This is a genomic window from Levilactobacillus lindianensis (genome assembly GCF_003946095.1).
GTDB lineage: Bacteria > Bacillota > Bacilli > Lactobacillales > Lactobacillaceae > Levilactobacillus > Levilactobacillus lindianensis.
Map to the genome: position 1 here is coordinate 56421 of NZ_RHOD01000002.1, position 15996 is coordinate 72416.

Here is a 15996-nt window from a genome sequence, read left to right on the forward strand (position 1 = left end):
TGTCAAAGGCTGAACTCTCTTATTGACGGGACCGACCTCACTTTTATATGTAAAAAGCATCGTGAGCTATAACACTCACGATGCTAAATGTTACTATTCGGCAATAACTAACTTCTTGTTACCAGTGACGTATTGGCCATTGGTCAATTGGAAGCGGGTAATCTTGTTGTTACTGATGATTCGTTTAACTTTGAGCGTTTGGCCCTTCTGGTAGTGACGGACCTTATCCTTCAAGTTCTTTTGCTTGTAGCCGTTGATACCTTTAGCTCCTAGCACTTTCACTCTCTTCTGGTTTAACACGTAGTACGCCGAGGAAACATAGTCGTATTTTGCCGTGATGTAACCCGTCTTACCAGCTGTCTTGGAGTTCTGGTTCACGTCACGAACCTTGTAACGCTTGTAGCCTTGTTTACTCGTTGCGTATCCGGTCACCACAAATACTGGTCGGTTGGCCCGTTTCTGCTTGTGGTAAGTGACCTTAGGTGTCTTATCCGTAAAGTTCTTGTTACTGTGCAAGTTGATGGTCTTCTTGGCGTAAACAATCCCGTTCACTGGCACGGACCCATCGGATTCTCCGCCGGTCGTTTGGTGTGGAATGTAATGGAAGGTCACCGTGGTTGGTGTGCTCGTAAAGGTTCCTTTGGTATCACCGGCAACCTTGTGGAGCTTGTGGCCGTTGATGGCGAGACACTCTGCCTTATAAGCTTCTCCGACATTCCCCGTCAACACTTGATCAGCTGCGAGGCGCTTGCCCTTGGTATCTAAATGCTTCACAGTCACCGGTTGTCCTTGCTCTACGGGCGCTGGGGTTGGTTCAACTTCGCGCTCGACTGGCTCCCAGACATACGTTTCAACTGCACTTGGCTTATCTTCACCGGCATACAGTTTGGTCACAGCTCTTCCGGTTTCATACTTATCACCTAACGGGTTCTTAACCTTCCCGCTACCCACGGCCTGCCAGTTGTCAAGAAAGGCCTCATCTTCGATAGTATTGGCATCATTCAGGTAGGTGTCCCCAGTTAGGGTCGTCTTCGGTCCCAAGGTTAACTGTTGGAGCGTTGATTTACCACCAAACATTGCCCAGCCAGTAAAGTTAGCCGGTGGTGCGAATGAGTCGAGTCGTAGCACTTCTAGGTCACTCCCACTAAACATGAAGGCCGCAACCTTCAAATTGGCGAAAGTCAGGTGTGACATATCGAGTGATTTCAATGATGAGTTTCCAAAGAACATCGACCCAGCACTCGTCACCTGGTCAGTGTTGAAACTCGATAAGTTATAATTAGAAACTTTTCGTAACTGAGTGAACATGTTCGTCATGTCTGTCACGTGACTCGTATCAAAGTGCGAAACATCCAATTCGGTCAGCACGTTATTGCCATTTTTCGTTTCGTTATCTTCCGGGTCCACGTAGGCTTGGTCCGAATAGAACATCCCCTTCATCGAGGTTGCCGCCGACGTGTCCAATTTATCAAGGTTAACATATTCGCTCACATGACCAAACTGGGCAAAGAGGTTAACTGCATTGGCTGAAGTTGCCACTGGTCCGTCCAAGACCACTTTGGTAACTTGTTCACCGACCTCTTGTAATTGTGGTAGTTTGGGGTCGGTAATCCCCTGTGCTTCAGCAATCTGTGTCGATAACTGCCCATTGTTTGAGCCGTCACCCGTGGTTGGTGGAATTGGTGTATCCTCTAATGTTCCTGCACCTAAATGTAATTCGCCCGCGGCCGTCAAGTACCAATGCACACCGTAGTCCCCTTCAGCGACAATATCGCCTTTAGTTTCGTCGGAGTGGCTCGCTTCAGATTCCGTGGTTGCGGCCTGAGCCGTTACAGTTGTTTGTGCGCTAGGTGTAGCTAATACAGCAATAGGTTGGGTAATTCCAAGGACGAGACTCGTGAATAGGAGCGTTGCTTGCCATTTCTTCATGGTAGTTTCCTCAGCTTTCGTTTTTTTATATTATGTGAAGTTTTGTACTTCATATCTTGGAAATGATAATACCATCGTTCGGTCAGACCTGGCTACCCTTCTCAGTTCTCACTGGCAAAAAACGACCCATTTGGTTCGGCATCTGCACCATAAATTCTAAAATTCACAAAGTCGACGTTCCCGCAGCCGCCCCACGTCAGGTTTCTTCATGGGTTAAATTTAAAGTTTAATTTTCGAATAGTTATCATTGCTTTTTTCTGATATTTTTTGGTGAATCTACAACACGAAAAAGCCGCTACCCACGTTGAACGAGGATAACGACTCTATTTAAAGTTTAAATTTAATTAGACTAGCGTTTTGAACGCACGGTCTCGATGAACTCTGCTAAGGCCTGCGGATCGGTCAACTGCCGATTACACTGGTCACTGTCACGGCAAATATAATTGCCGTTACGTGTGTAGGTCCCCAGCCCCGACTTCTTCGTCGTGGAGACAAAGAGCGAGACATTCCCAATCGTGTGGCAAATGGCACACAGATTTTTAACGGTCTTGGGACCCATATCACCCTGAATACCGATCAATTTGCCTTGATACGGCGCCACCAGATATTTCTTCTGATTACCCCCATCATTCCAGCCCAGATACGTGAGCTGATGTCGGTTGACCGACGCCCATTCGGGCTGTTTCAGTTTCTTGACCTTCCTAAACAATTTACTCAATTGCTTCGGCGTCAGATCTGGAAAGGGGTCGACTAGCGGTTCCAGCGTCGGAAGTAAGGCTGCGGCAGCCTCACGTGTCAATCGATCCGGCTTCAGACGCTCTAAGAACGCTTCGGTAATCGGATTGTCAGTCGGTAGAATCGCCTGAATCTCGGCAATGGTGCTGTCGCGAATGACTCGCCGCATGCGGCTGTCGTTGACCGAGAGATAGGCGCTAACGAGCGTATTGACCTTCTGGGTGATATCACTATAGTTGTATGCAGTTATTGTTGTTTCCATGAATAAAGTTTCCTTTCAGATTTAAACCTGACACTTCTCTGAAAGGTAATGCAGAAAAGTGTCGCTAACAGCCAGCACTCTTCCGTACAAATAACGATGCCATCATCGTCGATCATCTCCTTGCATTCAGTTTTTTTAGCTGAATTGTTTACTAGTGTACCGAATCTACCAGCGGATTGCAACTCCAAAGCAATCAAAAGAAGCGAGTGTGGCAAAAGGCAGTTAGTCAATGCGTATTAACCGCCGATAGACGTTTGGAACGCAAAAAGTGCCTAAGACATTTGTCTCAGGCACTTCCTTTATCTAATAGCGTTTCATCACACGTGCAATCTGGCGGTCTTGCTCTCGTCGTTTGATGGTCTCACGCTTGTCATACTCCCGTTTCCCTTCGGCAACGCCAAGGAGAACCTTCGCAAACCCATGCTTGAGATACACCTTCAACGGAATCAAAGTGACCCCTTTGTTCTGTGCCGCCAGTCCTAACCGGTGAATCTGCTTCTTATGCAGGAGCAGTTTCCGGTTACGAAGCGGATCATGGTTAAACCGATTACCTTGAACGTACTCACTGATGTGAATGTTCATTAGCCAGGCTTCACCATTGCGAATCTGAGCGAACCCATCTTGCAAGTTAATCCGCCGCTCACGTACCGATTTGATTTCGGTCCCAGTCAAAACCAGGCCAGCCTCAACCGTTTCGGTAACTCGGTAATCATGCCGAGCCTTACGATTTTGCGCCAAAAGATTATCTGGTGTTTTCTTGGATTTTGTTTTAGCCAAGTCTCGTCACCTCGTTTAGTGCCGACCACCTTGCGAGTTATTACGGTGTTGACCACCGTTGTTGTTCTGGCGGTGACTGCCGTTATTGCCTCGCTGATTAGTTGATCGTTGATTCCCATTGCGGTGGTTGCCATTACGGTTACCACCGCCGTGGTTATTGCTATGGTTATTACTCCCACCACGGTTGTTGGAACGGCCATGGTAGTTACCAGCACGTGAACGGTGTTCGCGATGTGGCAACAGATCACTGACCGGGGCAGCTTCCGGATTGAGTAATTCAAAATCAATTTCACTTTGTTCCTTGTCGACGTGGATTAACTTAACGCAAATCTCTTGGCCGATTCGGTACGTCCGCCGCGTGTTCCGACCGACTAGGGCCATGAACTTTTCGACGTATTCGTAGTAGTCATCCTTCATCCGACTGATATGAATCAAACCTTCGATGGTGTTTGGTAATTCAACAAACATCCCGAACTTCAAGACTGAAGCCACAACCGCATCGAACTCTTCACCAACGTGATCGGCCATGTATTCGGCCATCTTCATGTCGTTAGTGTCCCGTTCGGCATCGATTGCCCGCCGTTCGGCTTCGGAGGTATGAACCCCAATTTCTTCCAAAATTGGTGCAAACTTTTCCTTGCTGGCGGCATTAATCCCATGGTCTTCGTAATAGTGAATCATCCGGTGAACCATGGTATCTGGGTAACGACGAATTGGGGACGTGAAGTGGGTATAGAACTCTGCACCCAGTCCAAAGTGACCCAGTGATTGGTCTGCATAACGGGCTTGCTTCAAGCTCCGCAACATCATCACTGAAACCATGGTTTCTTCCGGTTGACCCGCAACCTGCTTTAAGACACCTTGCAACATCTTGGGCCGTAAGTGGTTCGGATCACCCTTAACGTTAATCCCAAAGGCCGTTAAGAATTCGAAGAAACTCTTCACCCGATCGCCATCTGGCGTTTCGTGAACCCGGTAAAGGAATGGTGCCTTAGCACGGAAGTAGTGTTCCGCAACCGTTTCGTTGGCAGCCAGCATGAAGGATTCGATCATCCGTTCAGCCATCCCCCGTGTCCGCAACTTCACGTCAATAGCGTGACCCTTGTCGTCCACGATGATTTCAGCTTCGCGGTCATCAAAATCAATGGCCCCACGACGCTTCCGTTGCTTAACCAGGATACGGTGAAGTTCGCCCATGGCTTCAAACATTGGGACCAATTCATCGTAACGCTTCATAGTAACGGGATCGTGAGCTTCCAAGATCTGGTTAACCGCCGTATACGTCATCCGCGCCTTAGAACGCATGAATGACGGGTGAATCCGGCGCTTGATCACATGACCTTCTTGGTCAATTTCCATGTCACAGCTCATGCACAAACGCAATTCGCCCTCGTTAAGAGAACAGATCCCGTTGGATAAGCGCCGTGGCAACATTGGGATAACCCGGTCGGTCAAGTAGACACTGGTCCCACGCTTGTAGGCTTCCTTGTCGAGAATTGAGTCTTCCTTGACGTAATGGGAAACGTCGGCAATGTGGACCCCTAAATGGTAGTTCCCATTAGGTAATTTCCACACCGTAACGGCGTCATCCAAGTCTTTAGAAGATTCGCCATCAATCGTGACCAGGTTTTGCTTAGTCACATCTTCACGGCCCTTTAATTCCTCAGGTAAGACGTGGTCTGGAATCTCATCGGCGGCCTGCATGACCTCTTCTGGAAATTCTGATGGAATATTGTGTTGGTAGACAATCTGCAGGATATCAATCCCAGGATCGTCAACACTCCCGATCACTTGCTTGGCAATCCCCACCATGGCATCGGGGTGCGCTTCATTCGGAAACTCCGTAATTTCAGCGGTAACCACTTCACCTGGTGTGGGGTTCAAGCCCACGTTAGTCACGTAGAACTTGTACTTCATGATCTTCTTGTCGGTTAGACGCACTTGTCCCAAGTATCCAGCATCGTCATCGGTCTGCATGAACTCACCCACGACTTGTTCGTAGTGGTGTTCTACAATTTCCGTAACTTTACCTTCGGGGCCCTTACCCGTACGCGGATCACCGGCACGAACGATTTCAATCTTGACGGTATCGCCATTTAAAGCACGTAACGTATTGTTAGGAGCAATGTAGGCATCTGGTTCAATCTTGTCTTCGTCATAAGCCACGAAGCCAAAGCCCTTGTCATTCCCATGGAAAATCCCAGTCAACGTGCGTTGGCTCGGGTCAAGTTGAAAATGGCCGTGTTCAGTAACCTGAACTAAGCCGTCTCGTTCTAACTGTGCCAGCTCCTGTACGATCAGCTTAAAGGCAGCTGATCCATGGTAATGGAGCGCGTCAGAAATATCTTCTACTGTGTAGCTCTCATCCGAGTGTGCCCGGAAGAACGCGGTTAAATCATTCTTTAAATTATCTTGCACTATCGATTCCTCATTATTTAAAAGATTGTGTGTAAAAACGTCAGTAAGTCAGTTTCCAAAGCGTGGTGCGCGCTGTTCACGGTTAAAACGTGACTCGCACCTACATACTCGTGAAAATCAACTTGAGTCGCCGGATAGGCCGCCGCTAACCATTGGCCCGATCGGGGGTCAATCATCTCATCAGCCGTTCCTTGGGCGATGAACACGGGTTGCTTAATCCGGTTTAAATGCGTTGCGGTCGTATCCGCAAACGCTTGAATTGCCATTAGTTGCGCTGGCAGATGGTCCTGAATCCAGGTCATCTTTGCCTGCAGATCCGCCGCAGGAAGCTTCTCCTGCCGATAAACTGTCTGTGCCATCCGAACGAACGCGGCTGGAACGTGAGTCGTTCCCCGAAAGATAACGGGAGAAGCAAACGTGCCACCCCCCACCAACGTAGGATCCTCGCGTAAAGCCCGGGTCGCAAACAGCCCACCAAGTGATAGTCCAAAGATAGCAATGCGTTGATAGCCACGTTGGCGTAACAATGCTATCGCATCCTGGGTATCTTGCCACCACTGCTGCGGTGAACCGTCACGTAAAATATCCGCGGGGTCCCCGGTCGCGTGGCCCGTAAAGATCGGTGCCAGAACCGTATAGTTCTGACCCTGAAGATAGCGTGCTAGCAGGCGCATATCGTTAGAGCTACCCGAATAGGCGTGGAGCAGAATAACTGCTTGTGGTCCCCCTTCAAAGAAGAGTGGGACTGGTTTTCGAATCATGTCAAACCACCACTTTCCACGATGTTGAGATAGTCTGTAAAAAAGCCCCCTGTAACGAACAAACAGGAGGCTTAATCTCTAGTGTGAAGATAGATATACTAAAGCCAATGCCAGTCCGAAGAAGATGGCTCCCAAAATAACCGTTACTTTTTGCATGAAGGCTTCAAAGCCACGGGGTTTTTGTTTGGCAAATAAATCATCGGCACCACCAGATAACGCGGACAACGCATCATTGGTCTTAGCGGGTTGCATCATTACAGCGATGATGATCAACACACTGACAATTAAGATACAGGTCATTAAAAAATTATACACAAATTTGCCTCCTACCTATCGAATAGGTCTAATAGGTCTAACTATACTCTGTCTAATTTATCATAGTCGCCGGATTTTTACCAGTCTCCGGCCTAATCTCACGATCATTCAGGCAAATCGTTCAATCTTCCTAACCGCTGTCGGACATAGGCGCGGTTACGATGATAAGTCAGCACGATTAGCGTGTCCCCTGCCCGCAGGAGCGTATCCCCATGGGGAATGACTTCGCGTTCACCACGACGGACCGCAACCAATAAGGAACCTGTTGGCCAGGAGAGATCCCGGACTTGTTTATCCACAAAACCAGAATTCTCACCAATCGAATACTCTACCCGATCGGTAATTCCCGCAGCGTTGGGTTTAGCTGGCGTGACCAGTTGCTGAAGCATAGCCTCATAGATTGGCGCACCACCCAGAACATCCACCGTAATGTAGGCAACGATCGCTACTACCGCTAGCGGCATCAAGTGATGCAAGGTCCCCACCATTTCGGTAATCAAGAGGATCGCCGTAAAGGGGGCCTTCGAGATCCCCGCAAAGTACCCTGCCATGGCGTAAATAATAAAGTTCGCCACAAACATTGGGGGTAACCAACCCAGACTCACAAAGCCACGAGCACCAATGGCACCCAATAAGGCCCCGAGTGCCAAGATTGGCAAGAAGATCCCACCAGGAAGTCCAGAATTATAACTAATAATAGAAAAAACAAATCGTAATACGAAGAAACCAATCAGGGGCCAAATCAGTGGCGTTTGCTTGGCAAAGGTCACAATCATCTGATTCCCCCCACCTAACGTAATTGGCCAGAGCAACCCGATCGGAATGACCAATAAGAATGGAATGATGCCATTCAAATGATTGGGCAACCAGTTAATCTTGGCATACCACTCACTGGCGTGCAGGGTAATCCACTGATAGCCGAAGCCTAAGACACCAAGCAAAACACCCAGGAGTAGTAATAAGCCATAATACTTCAGTGGTAAGGCTTGTTCATAAAGAATATGTAACACGGGTGTGAGGCCAAATACTTCGTTCGACACGAAGTTAGCCATGACGGCACTGGTCAGTGACGTCAGCCACACCAGTGTTGAAAAGTTATGGTACACCTCTTCCAAAATAAAGAGTGTTGCGGCAATCGGCGCGTTAAACGCTGCGGAAAGCCCCGCGGCGGCACCACCAGCAATGATTAGCCGGCGGCGAGTCCCGGTAAAACTCAAACGATCTGCTAGTCCTTGTGCAACAGTTCCCCCCAATTGAATCGAAGGTCCTTCACGTCCGAGGAAGAGCCCGGAACCAATCCCGAGAATTCCCCCAACAAACTTCTTCCAAAGAACTGGCCACCAGGCGTAATCTATTTCACCGGCTAATTGTCCCTCAACCTGAGGAATCCCAGATCCATTGATCATGGGCGTGGCCTTCATCCAGTGACCAATAATAATGGCCAGGACAACCATCAAGGCGGCCCACGGAATTAGCCCGAGAGGATGTTGGCCGAGCCAACCATAGATTACCTGAACACCAGTTAGCATGTGTTCAATGATTAAGCGAAAAATGCTGACTACCGCGCCGGCTAAGAGTCCCACTAGGGCCCCAAATAGAATTGCATTCAACCGGGTTAAATCATGCGGTGTTTGTCGCTTCTGCTTCATTAGCCAATCCCTCCACTGTGATTTTTTGTCTACTAATTAGTTTATCACAGTTTTGGCGGGATTTAATGGAAAAGCCGGCGAAGTCCACCCAAGCTAGCTAAAATACTAGCCATAATAAGGCCCCACCAGCCTGCTAGTCCACGTTTCTCGTTAGTTTGAGGGAGTTGTTGCTTAACCGAGCGAGAACGATGAGCGTGGCTACTAGCGGGCTTAGCATTGATTCGATGTTGCCTTCGCTTTTCTGAGCTACTTGGCTGTTTGTTTTCGATTAACGGATGGTCTGGTTCCATGGCTGTAACGGGCACCACTTCGTGATCAATTGACTCGGCCCAGTCTGGCAGTGGATGAATCAGGGGGATGGGCTTCTTATCCGGAAGCTCTTCAGGAAGTGGTTGTGGTTGTGGTTGTGGTCGTGGTTGTGGTTGTGGTTGTGGTTGTGGTTGTGGTTGTGGTTGTGGTTGTGGTTATGGTTGCGGCACAGTCGTTGGTGGTAAAACTGGGGCTACCGGCGGAACTAAGACCGGTGGTTGCTCTGGGACTGGCTTCTCGGGCTTCTTATCAGTAGTTGACTCGTTGCCCTCAGTCACATCCCCAATTACCACTACGGGAATCGTCCAATTATTCTCCTTCTTCGTAGCCATCTGTAACACCCCTTTACCAGGCGTCAACGCATACCCTGCTGGTGCGACTAACTTCACCCGACCACCAATCGTTAATTTAGGCGTCGAGCTGTATCTGCCAACTGTCCGCCCGTCAGAACTATAGGCCACTGACACATGCGCCGGTACTCTTCTGTGATAATGCCAGTCAACCTCAGCATCTTCCCCAAAAGAACGTGCTGAGTACGTCAAGAATGTCGATAGTTCAGCATTAGGACGTAATGCTTCACCAATTTTTCCAACCTGCGATTCTTGTTGATAAAGCCAATCGACTTTCTCTCCGTCATCATCAGTTGCTTCAACCATATGCCGCACCTTCACCGTGACCGATTTTCCATCCGCAGCGTACCCCGTCACAACAGCGCCGCCTAAGCTCCCCAGCATCATGGCTCCTAGAACCAGCTGTACCCGTAAATTAATCATCGAATTCCCCCTTCGTTAAAGTTAACTCCGGGAAACAACCGGAAAAATTCGCAGTGGGATCAAAAAAATCGGTCAACCCCTAAAGGTCGACCGATTTTGAAAGCTTAATTTGAATTACTTGTTGATGATGGCCAAACGGGCATCTTCATCCAAGTTGTAGAAGGAGTGAATCCCCTTGTATTCGGAAGTCTTACCTAATTGGTCTTCGATCCGCATTAATTGGTTGTACTTAGCGATCCGTTCGCCACGGCTCATTGAACCAGTCTTGATTTGGCCAGCATTTAAGGCCACAACCAAGTCAGCAATCGTCGTGTCTTCAGTTTCACCAGAACGGTGAGAGATAACGGCCGTGTAACCAGCTTGCTTAGCCATTTCAACGGCTTCAACGGTTTCAGTCAAAGTCCCGATTTGGTTCAGCTTGATTAAGATAGAGTTGGCAACACCCATCTTGATCCCCTTTGCCAAGTAGTCCGTGTTCGTAACGAATAAGTCGTCACCAACGATTTGGACCTTCTTGCCAAGGCGTTCAGTGGCCATCTGCCAATCAGCCCATTCGTTTTCGTCCAAAGGATCTTCGATGGAAACGATTGGGTACTTGTCAACGATTTCTTCCAACAAACCAACGAATTCGTCAGCCGTGTAATCCTTGCCGTCACCCTTAAGTTCGTACTTCTTGGTGTCAGCATTGTAGAATTCGGAAGCAGCACAGTCAAAGGCAATCGCAATGTCCTTACCAGGAACATAGCCAGCACGCTTGATAGCGTCAACTAAGATTTCGAATGGTTCTTCGTTGTTCTTCAAGTCAGGAGCGAAACCACCTTCGTCACCAACGGCAGTTGAGTAGCCCTTTTCGTTGAGCAAAGCCTTCAGGTTGTGGAACGTTTCTGAACCCATCCGAACGGCTTCCTTAACGGACTTAGCACCAACAGGCATGATCATGAATTCTTGGAAATCAACCTTGTTGTTGGCATGCTTCCCACCGTTGATAACGTTCATCATAGGGGTTGGCAATACGTGACCGTTGAACCCGCCAAGGTAGTTGTACAATGGTTGGCCCAATTCGTCAGCAGCGGCACGGGCAGCGGCTAAGGAAACACCTAAAATGGCGTTGGCACCTAACTTACCCTTGTTTGGCGTACCATCCAAGTCGATCATGGCTTGGTCAATGGCACGTTGGTCGGTAACATCGTAGCCAATGATTTCCTTGGCAATTAAATTGTTAACGTTGTCAACGGCCTTAGTAACACCCTTACCCATGAAACGACTCTTGTCGCCATCACGAAGTTCAACGGCTTCGTGTTCACCAGTAGAGGCACCAGAAGGAACGATCCCCCGGCCCATTGCACCGGCTTCGGTGTAGAGTTCAACTTCAACAGTTGGGTTACCACGAGAATCTAGGACTTCGCGTGCGTAAATATCAGAAATAATAGACATTTTTTGTATTCTCTCCTTATGAAAGTTTGGCTTCACGGGAACAAGACAACCATCCCATGCTTTATTTTATAAGTTTAACTTTGAACTTTCAATCACAATTTTACCTATTTACATATTTTGGTAGTTTGCTAATTCGACAAAGGACTGTTCATCGAGGCTAGAGCCTCCGGCCAGCACCCCATCGACATTCGCATTTTTCATTAGGCCAGCAATGTTATCTGGCTTAACACTCCCACCATAGAGCACCCGAACGCCATTAGCCAAGTCATCTGAATAGATATCAGCCAATGTCTGCCGGATCAGGTAACAACCTTCTTCAGCTTGGTCAGAGGAAGCTGTCGTGCCACTGCCAATCGCCCAGCTTGGTTCATAGGCGACGACAATTTTAGCGGCATCTTCCGCACTGACACCCTTTAACGCAGCTGAAACTTGGTTGACGACCCAGTGAATTCTTTCACCAGATTCACGGCGACCCATCGTTTCATCACAACAGATAATCGGGGTCATGCCGTTTCGAAAGACGGCCTGAACCTTACGATTAATCACATCATCCGTTTCGTTAAAGTACCGACGTCGCTCAGAATGACCCACAATCGTATAGGGAATCCCCATCGCGTGGAGGGCCTTAGGGCTAGTTTCACCCGTGTAGGCCCCTTCATCTTCGTAATAACAGCTTTCAGCCGCAATACGGAGAACCTCTTCCTGATTAGCGTCCAACATGGTCTGCAAGAACAATGCTGGGGCAGCGATCGCCGTTTCCACGGTATCGGCTGCTGGTAATTTACCTTGGATGGCAGTAATGAAGCTCTGAGCCTCCGCCACCGTCTTATTCATTTTCCAGTTACCTGCAATGAGTGGTATTCGCAACCTACTCCACCCTCTCTAAAAATAAATTGACTACGATCATCATCTTACCGAATTGGGGGCAGATAAGCCAGCGAAGACGCTTCAACGGTGACCATGCTCAGAACAAAGAGCCGCGATGACGGGCACCACAGCTCTTTATAAAGTTATTTATCAGAAATTGCAGCGATCCCTGGCAAAGTCTTACCTTCGAGGTATTCGAGGGAAGCCCCACCACCAGTTGAGATGTGGGAAAGTTGATCAGCAACGCCGAGTTGTTGAACGGCAGCAGTAGAATCCCCACCACCAACGATCGTCTTAGCATCCTTCAAGGTTCCTAAGAACTTACCAATTTCCAACGTGCCTTCTGCATAATTACTCATTTCAAAGACACCCATTGGTCCGTTCCAAACGACGGTCTTAGCGTCCTTCAAAACATCTTCGAATGCTGCAACAGACTTAGGTCCGATATCCAAGGCCATGTAGCCATCAGGAATATCGCCTTCAACCGTCTTGTGGGCTACATCGTTGTCAAACTTTTCGGCAACGATTGAGTCAACAGGCAATACCAGCTTGTCGCCGGCCTTGTCCAATATTTCCTTGGCCAGGTCAATCTTGTCGGATTCAACGAGAGAATTCCCAATCTTCATACCCTTAGCAGCGTAGAAGGTGTAAGTCATCCCACCACCGATAAGAATCTTGTCAGCCTTAGCTAACAAGTTATCGATAACACCGATCTTGTCGGAAACCTTGGCACCACCCAAGATAGCAACGAATGGGTGTTCAGGGTTGTCCACGGCACCGCCGATGAAGGTGATTTCCTTTTCCATTAAGAAACCAGCAGCGGTTTGGGCCATGTTAGAAGCAATACCAACGTTAGAAGCGTGGGAACGGTGAGCCGTACCGAACGCATCGTTAACGAAGACGTCACCTAATGAAGCCCAGTACTTGCCTAATTCAGGGTCGTTACCGGATTCACGCTTAACGTATTCGCCATCCTTGACGTCTTCATAACGGGTGTTTTCCATAACTAAAACATCACCGTCGTTTAAGCCATCAATAGCATCTTCAAGCTGCTTGCCTTCAGTCGTTGGGACAAAGGTAACTGGCTTGTTCAATAAGTTAGAAAGTCGTTCTGCGACTGGACGCATGGACAGACCTGGCTTGTCTTCTTCCTTCTTAACCCGGCCTAAGTGAGACAACAGAATTGCCTTACCACCGTTTTCGATAACGTACTTGATCGTTGGCAAAGCTGCCACGATTCGGTTGTCGTTACCAATCACACCGTCTTTAATTGGGACGTTGAAGTCCACACGCATCAGGACTTTTTTGCCCTTAACGTCTAAATCAGAAACTGTTAATTTAGCCAATTTAGAAAAACCTCCTTGAGTGCTCAAATATTTATCAGATTACGGTCACAATATACCGTAAATCCATGGGAATTTCAAAGAACTTCTGTCCTTTGTGTCAATGAAAAACGCGTCGGAGAATTCCCTCCTCCGCCGCGTCTTTGTTAATCAATTTTATTGGCGTTACGCCGCTAACTCTCTATTAAAGGGTAGCGAAGTGCAATAACGTCCGAACCATGTTACAAGTGAAGCCCCATTCGTTGTCGTACCAAGCAACAGTCTTAACTAATTGCGTGTCACCGGCAGTGGTAACTTCCGTTTGAGTTGGGTCAAAGACGGAACCATGAGGGTCATCGATGATATCAGTTGAAACGATTTCGTCACCATTGTAACCAAAGGCATCGTTACCTTCAGTGTGCTTCTTGATAGCTTCGTTAACTTCGTCGGCCGTAACGTTCTTGTCCAGAACAGTAACCAATTCAGTCAGGGAACCGTCAACAACACCAACACGTTGTGCATGGCCTTGTAACTTACCCTTTAAGTCAGGGATTACTAAACCGATAGCCTTAGCGGCACCAGTTGAGTGAGGAATCGTGTTGATACTTGCGGTACGGTTGTTCCGCATCTTCTTACCACGAGGTCCATCCAAGATCATTTGAGTTGAAGTGAAGGCATGGATAGTGGTCATAGTACCGGCCTTAATGCCAAATTCTTTGTTCAAGAAGTATGCCATTGGAGCCAAGCAGTTGGTCGTGCAAGAACCAGCAGAAACGATCACGTCATCCTTGCTCAGGACGTCCAAGTTAACACCTGGGACAACGGTCGTAACAGCACCGGCTGGAGCAGATACTAAGACCCGCTTAACACCAGCATCGATGTGCGCTTGTGACTTTTCTGCGGAAGTGTAGAAACCAGTACATTCGAGAACGAAGTCAACACCATCGTTCTTAACCCAAGGAATGTTTTGTGCCTTAGGTTCAGCGTATACAGGGTATTCCTTACCGTCAACCACGATACCATCGTCCGTAGCTGAAACTTCGCCAGGGAAACGGCCATGAGTTGAGTCATACTTCAACAAGTAAGCTAACATTGAAGGTGTCGTCAAATCGTTGATGGCAACAACTTCGATGTCACTTGAGTGGAGTTCGTGAATCCGCTTGAAAGCCAAACGGCCGATACGTCCGAAACCATTAATACCAATCTTTACAGTCATACTGTGATTTCCTCCTTCAGGAAGCAAATAAAGAATAATTTTTTTAAAAAGCAGTACATGTTAAGTGTATCACTTTTTTAAAACAAAGTCAGCAGCTCCTTCGTCGGTAATGAGCCAAGTCGAAGCTGGCGCTAAACGCATGTATGCCGCGATTGCGGTGCCTTTTTCAGCACCACCCGCAACGGCAATTACCAGCTGTTTAGCGGCTAAATCTTCAATTTCCACGCCAATCCGTGGAAATTTACTAACCACGTGCCCTTCGGCATCGAAGAAGTACCCGAAGGCCTCCCCCACCGCATGGGCCGCAGTCAAGTCATCAATCACATGCGGGGCAATATTGCGCCGCTTCGCCATGACCAATGCCTGCCCAATCCCGTGAATCACCACATTACTATGGGCGATGAGTTCCAGAACCTCATGAATGGCTGGCTCTGCAAACAAGGGCTTGTAGGTGGCCGTGTTGAGTTGCTCGGGAATAAACAATGATCGGAAATCACTGTTCGTTCGTTGGGCCATTTGTGCGCTGACGGCATTCGCCTGAATAGCGGGCGACTCGCCAACACCCCCACGAGCGGGCACAAACAACAAGTGGCGGTTTACCGCTAGTGATGGCGTCAACACTGAGGCCACGGTGGCCAACGTATGACCACCCATAACGGCCACGGTGCTCGCACCTAATGGCAACTGGTCTGCCAGCACCTGTCGTGCCGCGCGGGCTAGACCCATCAGTGATCCAGTCGGTGCGGTGCTATCCCCCGCCACGATGGTACAGTGGGCAATCCCCAGCTTCTTCGCCAAGGCCGCCTCCTGTTGCTGCCGGCCCAAGAGATCCTCCATTACTGGACCCAAGCCGTGCAAGAGTTGTTGACCGGCCCGGGTCATTTGCATCCCCTTGGCCGACATTTGAATAAATCCCAACTCGGCTAAAGCATCCGTGGTCGTCCGCACCGCGCGTTCGGAATAATCCAAACTCGTTGCTAACGTCCGCCGCCCAACGGGTTGTAGACTCGCAATGGCCTGAAGAACACGGAAGCGGCTGGTTAACTTGGTAACCATCTTGGGTACAATTGCATTGACCCACTGCCAATCTTCACGCATCCTGCTTACCTCCTAGTGGGACGATGATCGACCAGCGAGGGCTAATCAAGGCCCACCCTGGCCAAAAAAATCGAGGTCAACTATTGCCAACCTTCCTTTGATAGTATAAGCCCTCACAATGGACAATGCAA

Annotated in this window: 13 protein-coding genes; all 13 read right to left on the reverse strand. The window is 48.6% G+C overall.

Annotated elements, in window-relative coordinates; genetic code table 11:
• Nucleotides 1–93: 93 nt before the first annotated feature.
• The 13 genes from EKM70_RS00950 to EKM70_RS01015 all read right to left on the reverse strand — a co-directional run bounded on the left by EKM70_RS00950 (nucleotide 94) and on the right by EKM70_RS01015 (nucleotide 15865).
• Nucleotides 94–1929 (reverse strand): DUF5776 domain-containing protein, encoded by a 1836-nt coding sequence (locus tag EKM70_RS00950; protein ID WP_125544405.1) that lies wholly within the window; start codon nucleotides 1927–1929, stop codon nucleotides 94–96.
• Between the two features lie 349 nt (nucleotides 1930–2278).
• The gene (locus EKM70_RS00955; protein ID WP_125544407.1) at nucleotides 2279–2926 is read right to left on the reverse strand and encodes a FusB/FusC family EF-G-binding protein; all 648 of its coding nucleotides are present in this window, start codon (nucleotides 2924–2926) and stop codon (nucleotides 2279–2281) included.
• 303 nt (nucleotides 2927–3229) lie between these two features.
• Complete coding sequence (smpB, locus tag EKM70_RS00960; protein WP_125544409.1) at nucleotides 3230–3703, reverse strand: SsrA-binding protein SmpB; 474 nt, start codon at nucleotides 3701–3703, stop codon at nucleotides 3230–3232.
• Nucleotides 3704–3718: 15 nt separating this feature from the next.
• Nucleotides 3719–6121: a ribonuclease R gene (rnr, locus tag EKM70_RS00965; RefSeq protein WP_125544411.1), complete on the reverse strand. Its 2403-nt coding sequence runs from the start codon at nucleotides 6119–6121 to the stop codon at nucleotides 3719–3721.
• 17 nt (nucleotides 6122–6138) lie between these two features.
• Nucleotides 6139–6882: an alpha/beta hydrolase gene (locus tag EKM70_RS00970; protein ID WP_125544413.1), complete on the reverse strand. Its 744-nt coding sequence runs from the start codon at nucleotides 6880–6882 to the stop codon at nucleotides 6139–6141.
• A 78-nt stretch (nucleotides 6883–6960) separates the two neighbouring features.
• Nucleotides 6961–7197, reverse strand: a complete 237-nt coding sequence (gene secG / locus EKM70_RS00975; protein ID WP_057878697.1) for a preprotein translocase subunit SecG — start codon at nucleotides 7195–7197, stop codon at nucleotides 6961–6963.
• Nucleotides 7198–7301: 104 nt separating this feature from the next.
• A complete protein-coding gene (locus EKM70_RS00980) occupies nucleotides 7302–8846 on the reverse strand; it encodes a ClC family H(+)/Cl(-) exchange transporter (RefSeq protein WP_125544415.1) in 1545 nt (514 codons plus the stop codon).
• A 464-nt stretch (nucleotides 8847–9310) separates the two neighbouring features.
• On the reverse strand, nucleotides 9311–9928 hold the full coding sequence (locus tag EKM70_RS00990) for a hypothetical protein (protein WP_125544417.1): 618 nt from the start codon (nucleotides 9926–9928) through the stop codon (nucleotides 9311–9313).
• A gap of 114 nt (nucleotides 9929–10042) precedes the next feature.
• A complete protein-coding gene (eno, locus tag EKM70_RS00995; RefSeq protein ID WP_125544419.1) occupies nucleotides 10043–11362 on the reverse strand; it encodes a phosphopyruvate hydratase in 1320 nt (439 codons plus the stop codon).
• Nucleotides 11363–11470: 108 nt separating this feature from the next.
• Nucleotides 11471–12229 (reverse strand): triose-phosphate isomerase, encoded by a 759-nt coding sequence (gene tpiA / locus EKM70_RS01000; RefSeq protein WP_125544421.1) that lies wholly within the window; start codon nucleotides 12227–12229, stop codon nucleotides 11471–11473.
• Between the two features lie 143 nt (nucleotides 12230–12372).
• The gene (locus tag EKM70_RS01005) at nucleotides 12373–13575 is read right to left on the reverse strand and encodes a phosphoglycerate kinase (RefSeq protein ID WP_125544423.1); all 1203 of its coding nucleotides are present in this window, start codon (nucleotides 13573–13575) and stop codon (nucleotides 12373–12375) included.
• Between the two features lie 181 nt (nucleotides 13576–13756).
• Nucleotides 13757–14767, reverse strand: coding sequence for a type I glyceraldehyde-3-phosphate dehydrogenase (gap, locus tag EKM70_RS01010; protein ID WP_125544425.1), 1011 nt, complete (start codon nucleotides 14765–14767; stop codon nucleotides 13757–13759).
• A 69-nt stretch (nucleotides 14768–14836) separates the two neighbouring features.
• Nucleotides 14837–15865 carry a sugar-binding transcriptional regulator gene (locus EKM70_RS01015; protein WP_125544427.1) on the reverse strand — a complete coding sequence of 343 codons (1029 nt, stop codon included), beginning with the start codon at nucleotides 15863–15865 and terminating at the stop codon, nucleotides 14837–14839.
• Between the last annotated feature and the right edge of the window lie 131 nt (nucleotides 15866–15996).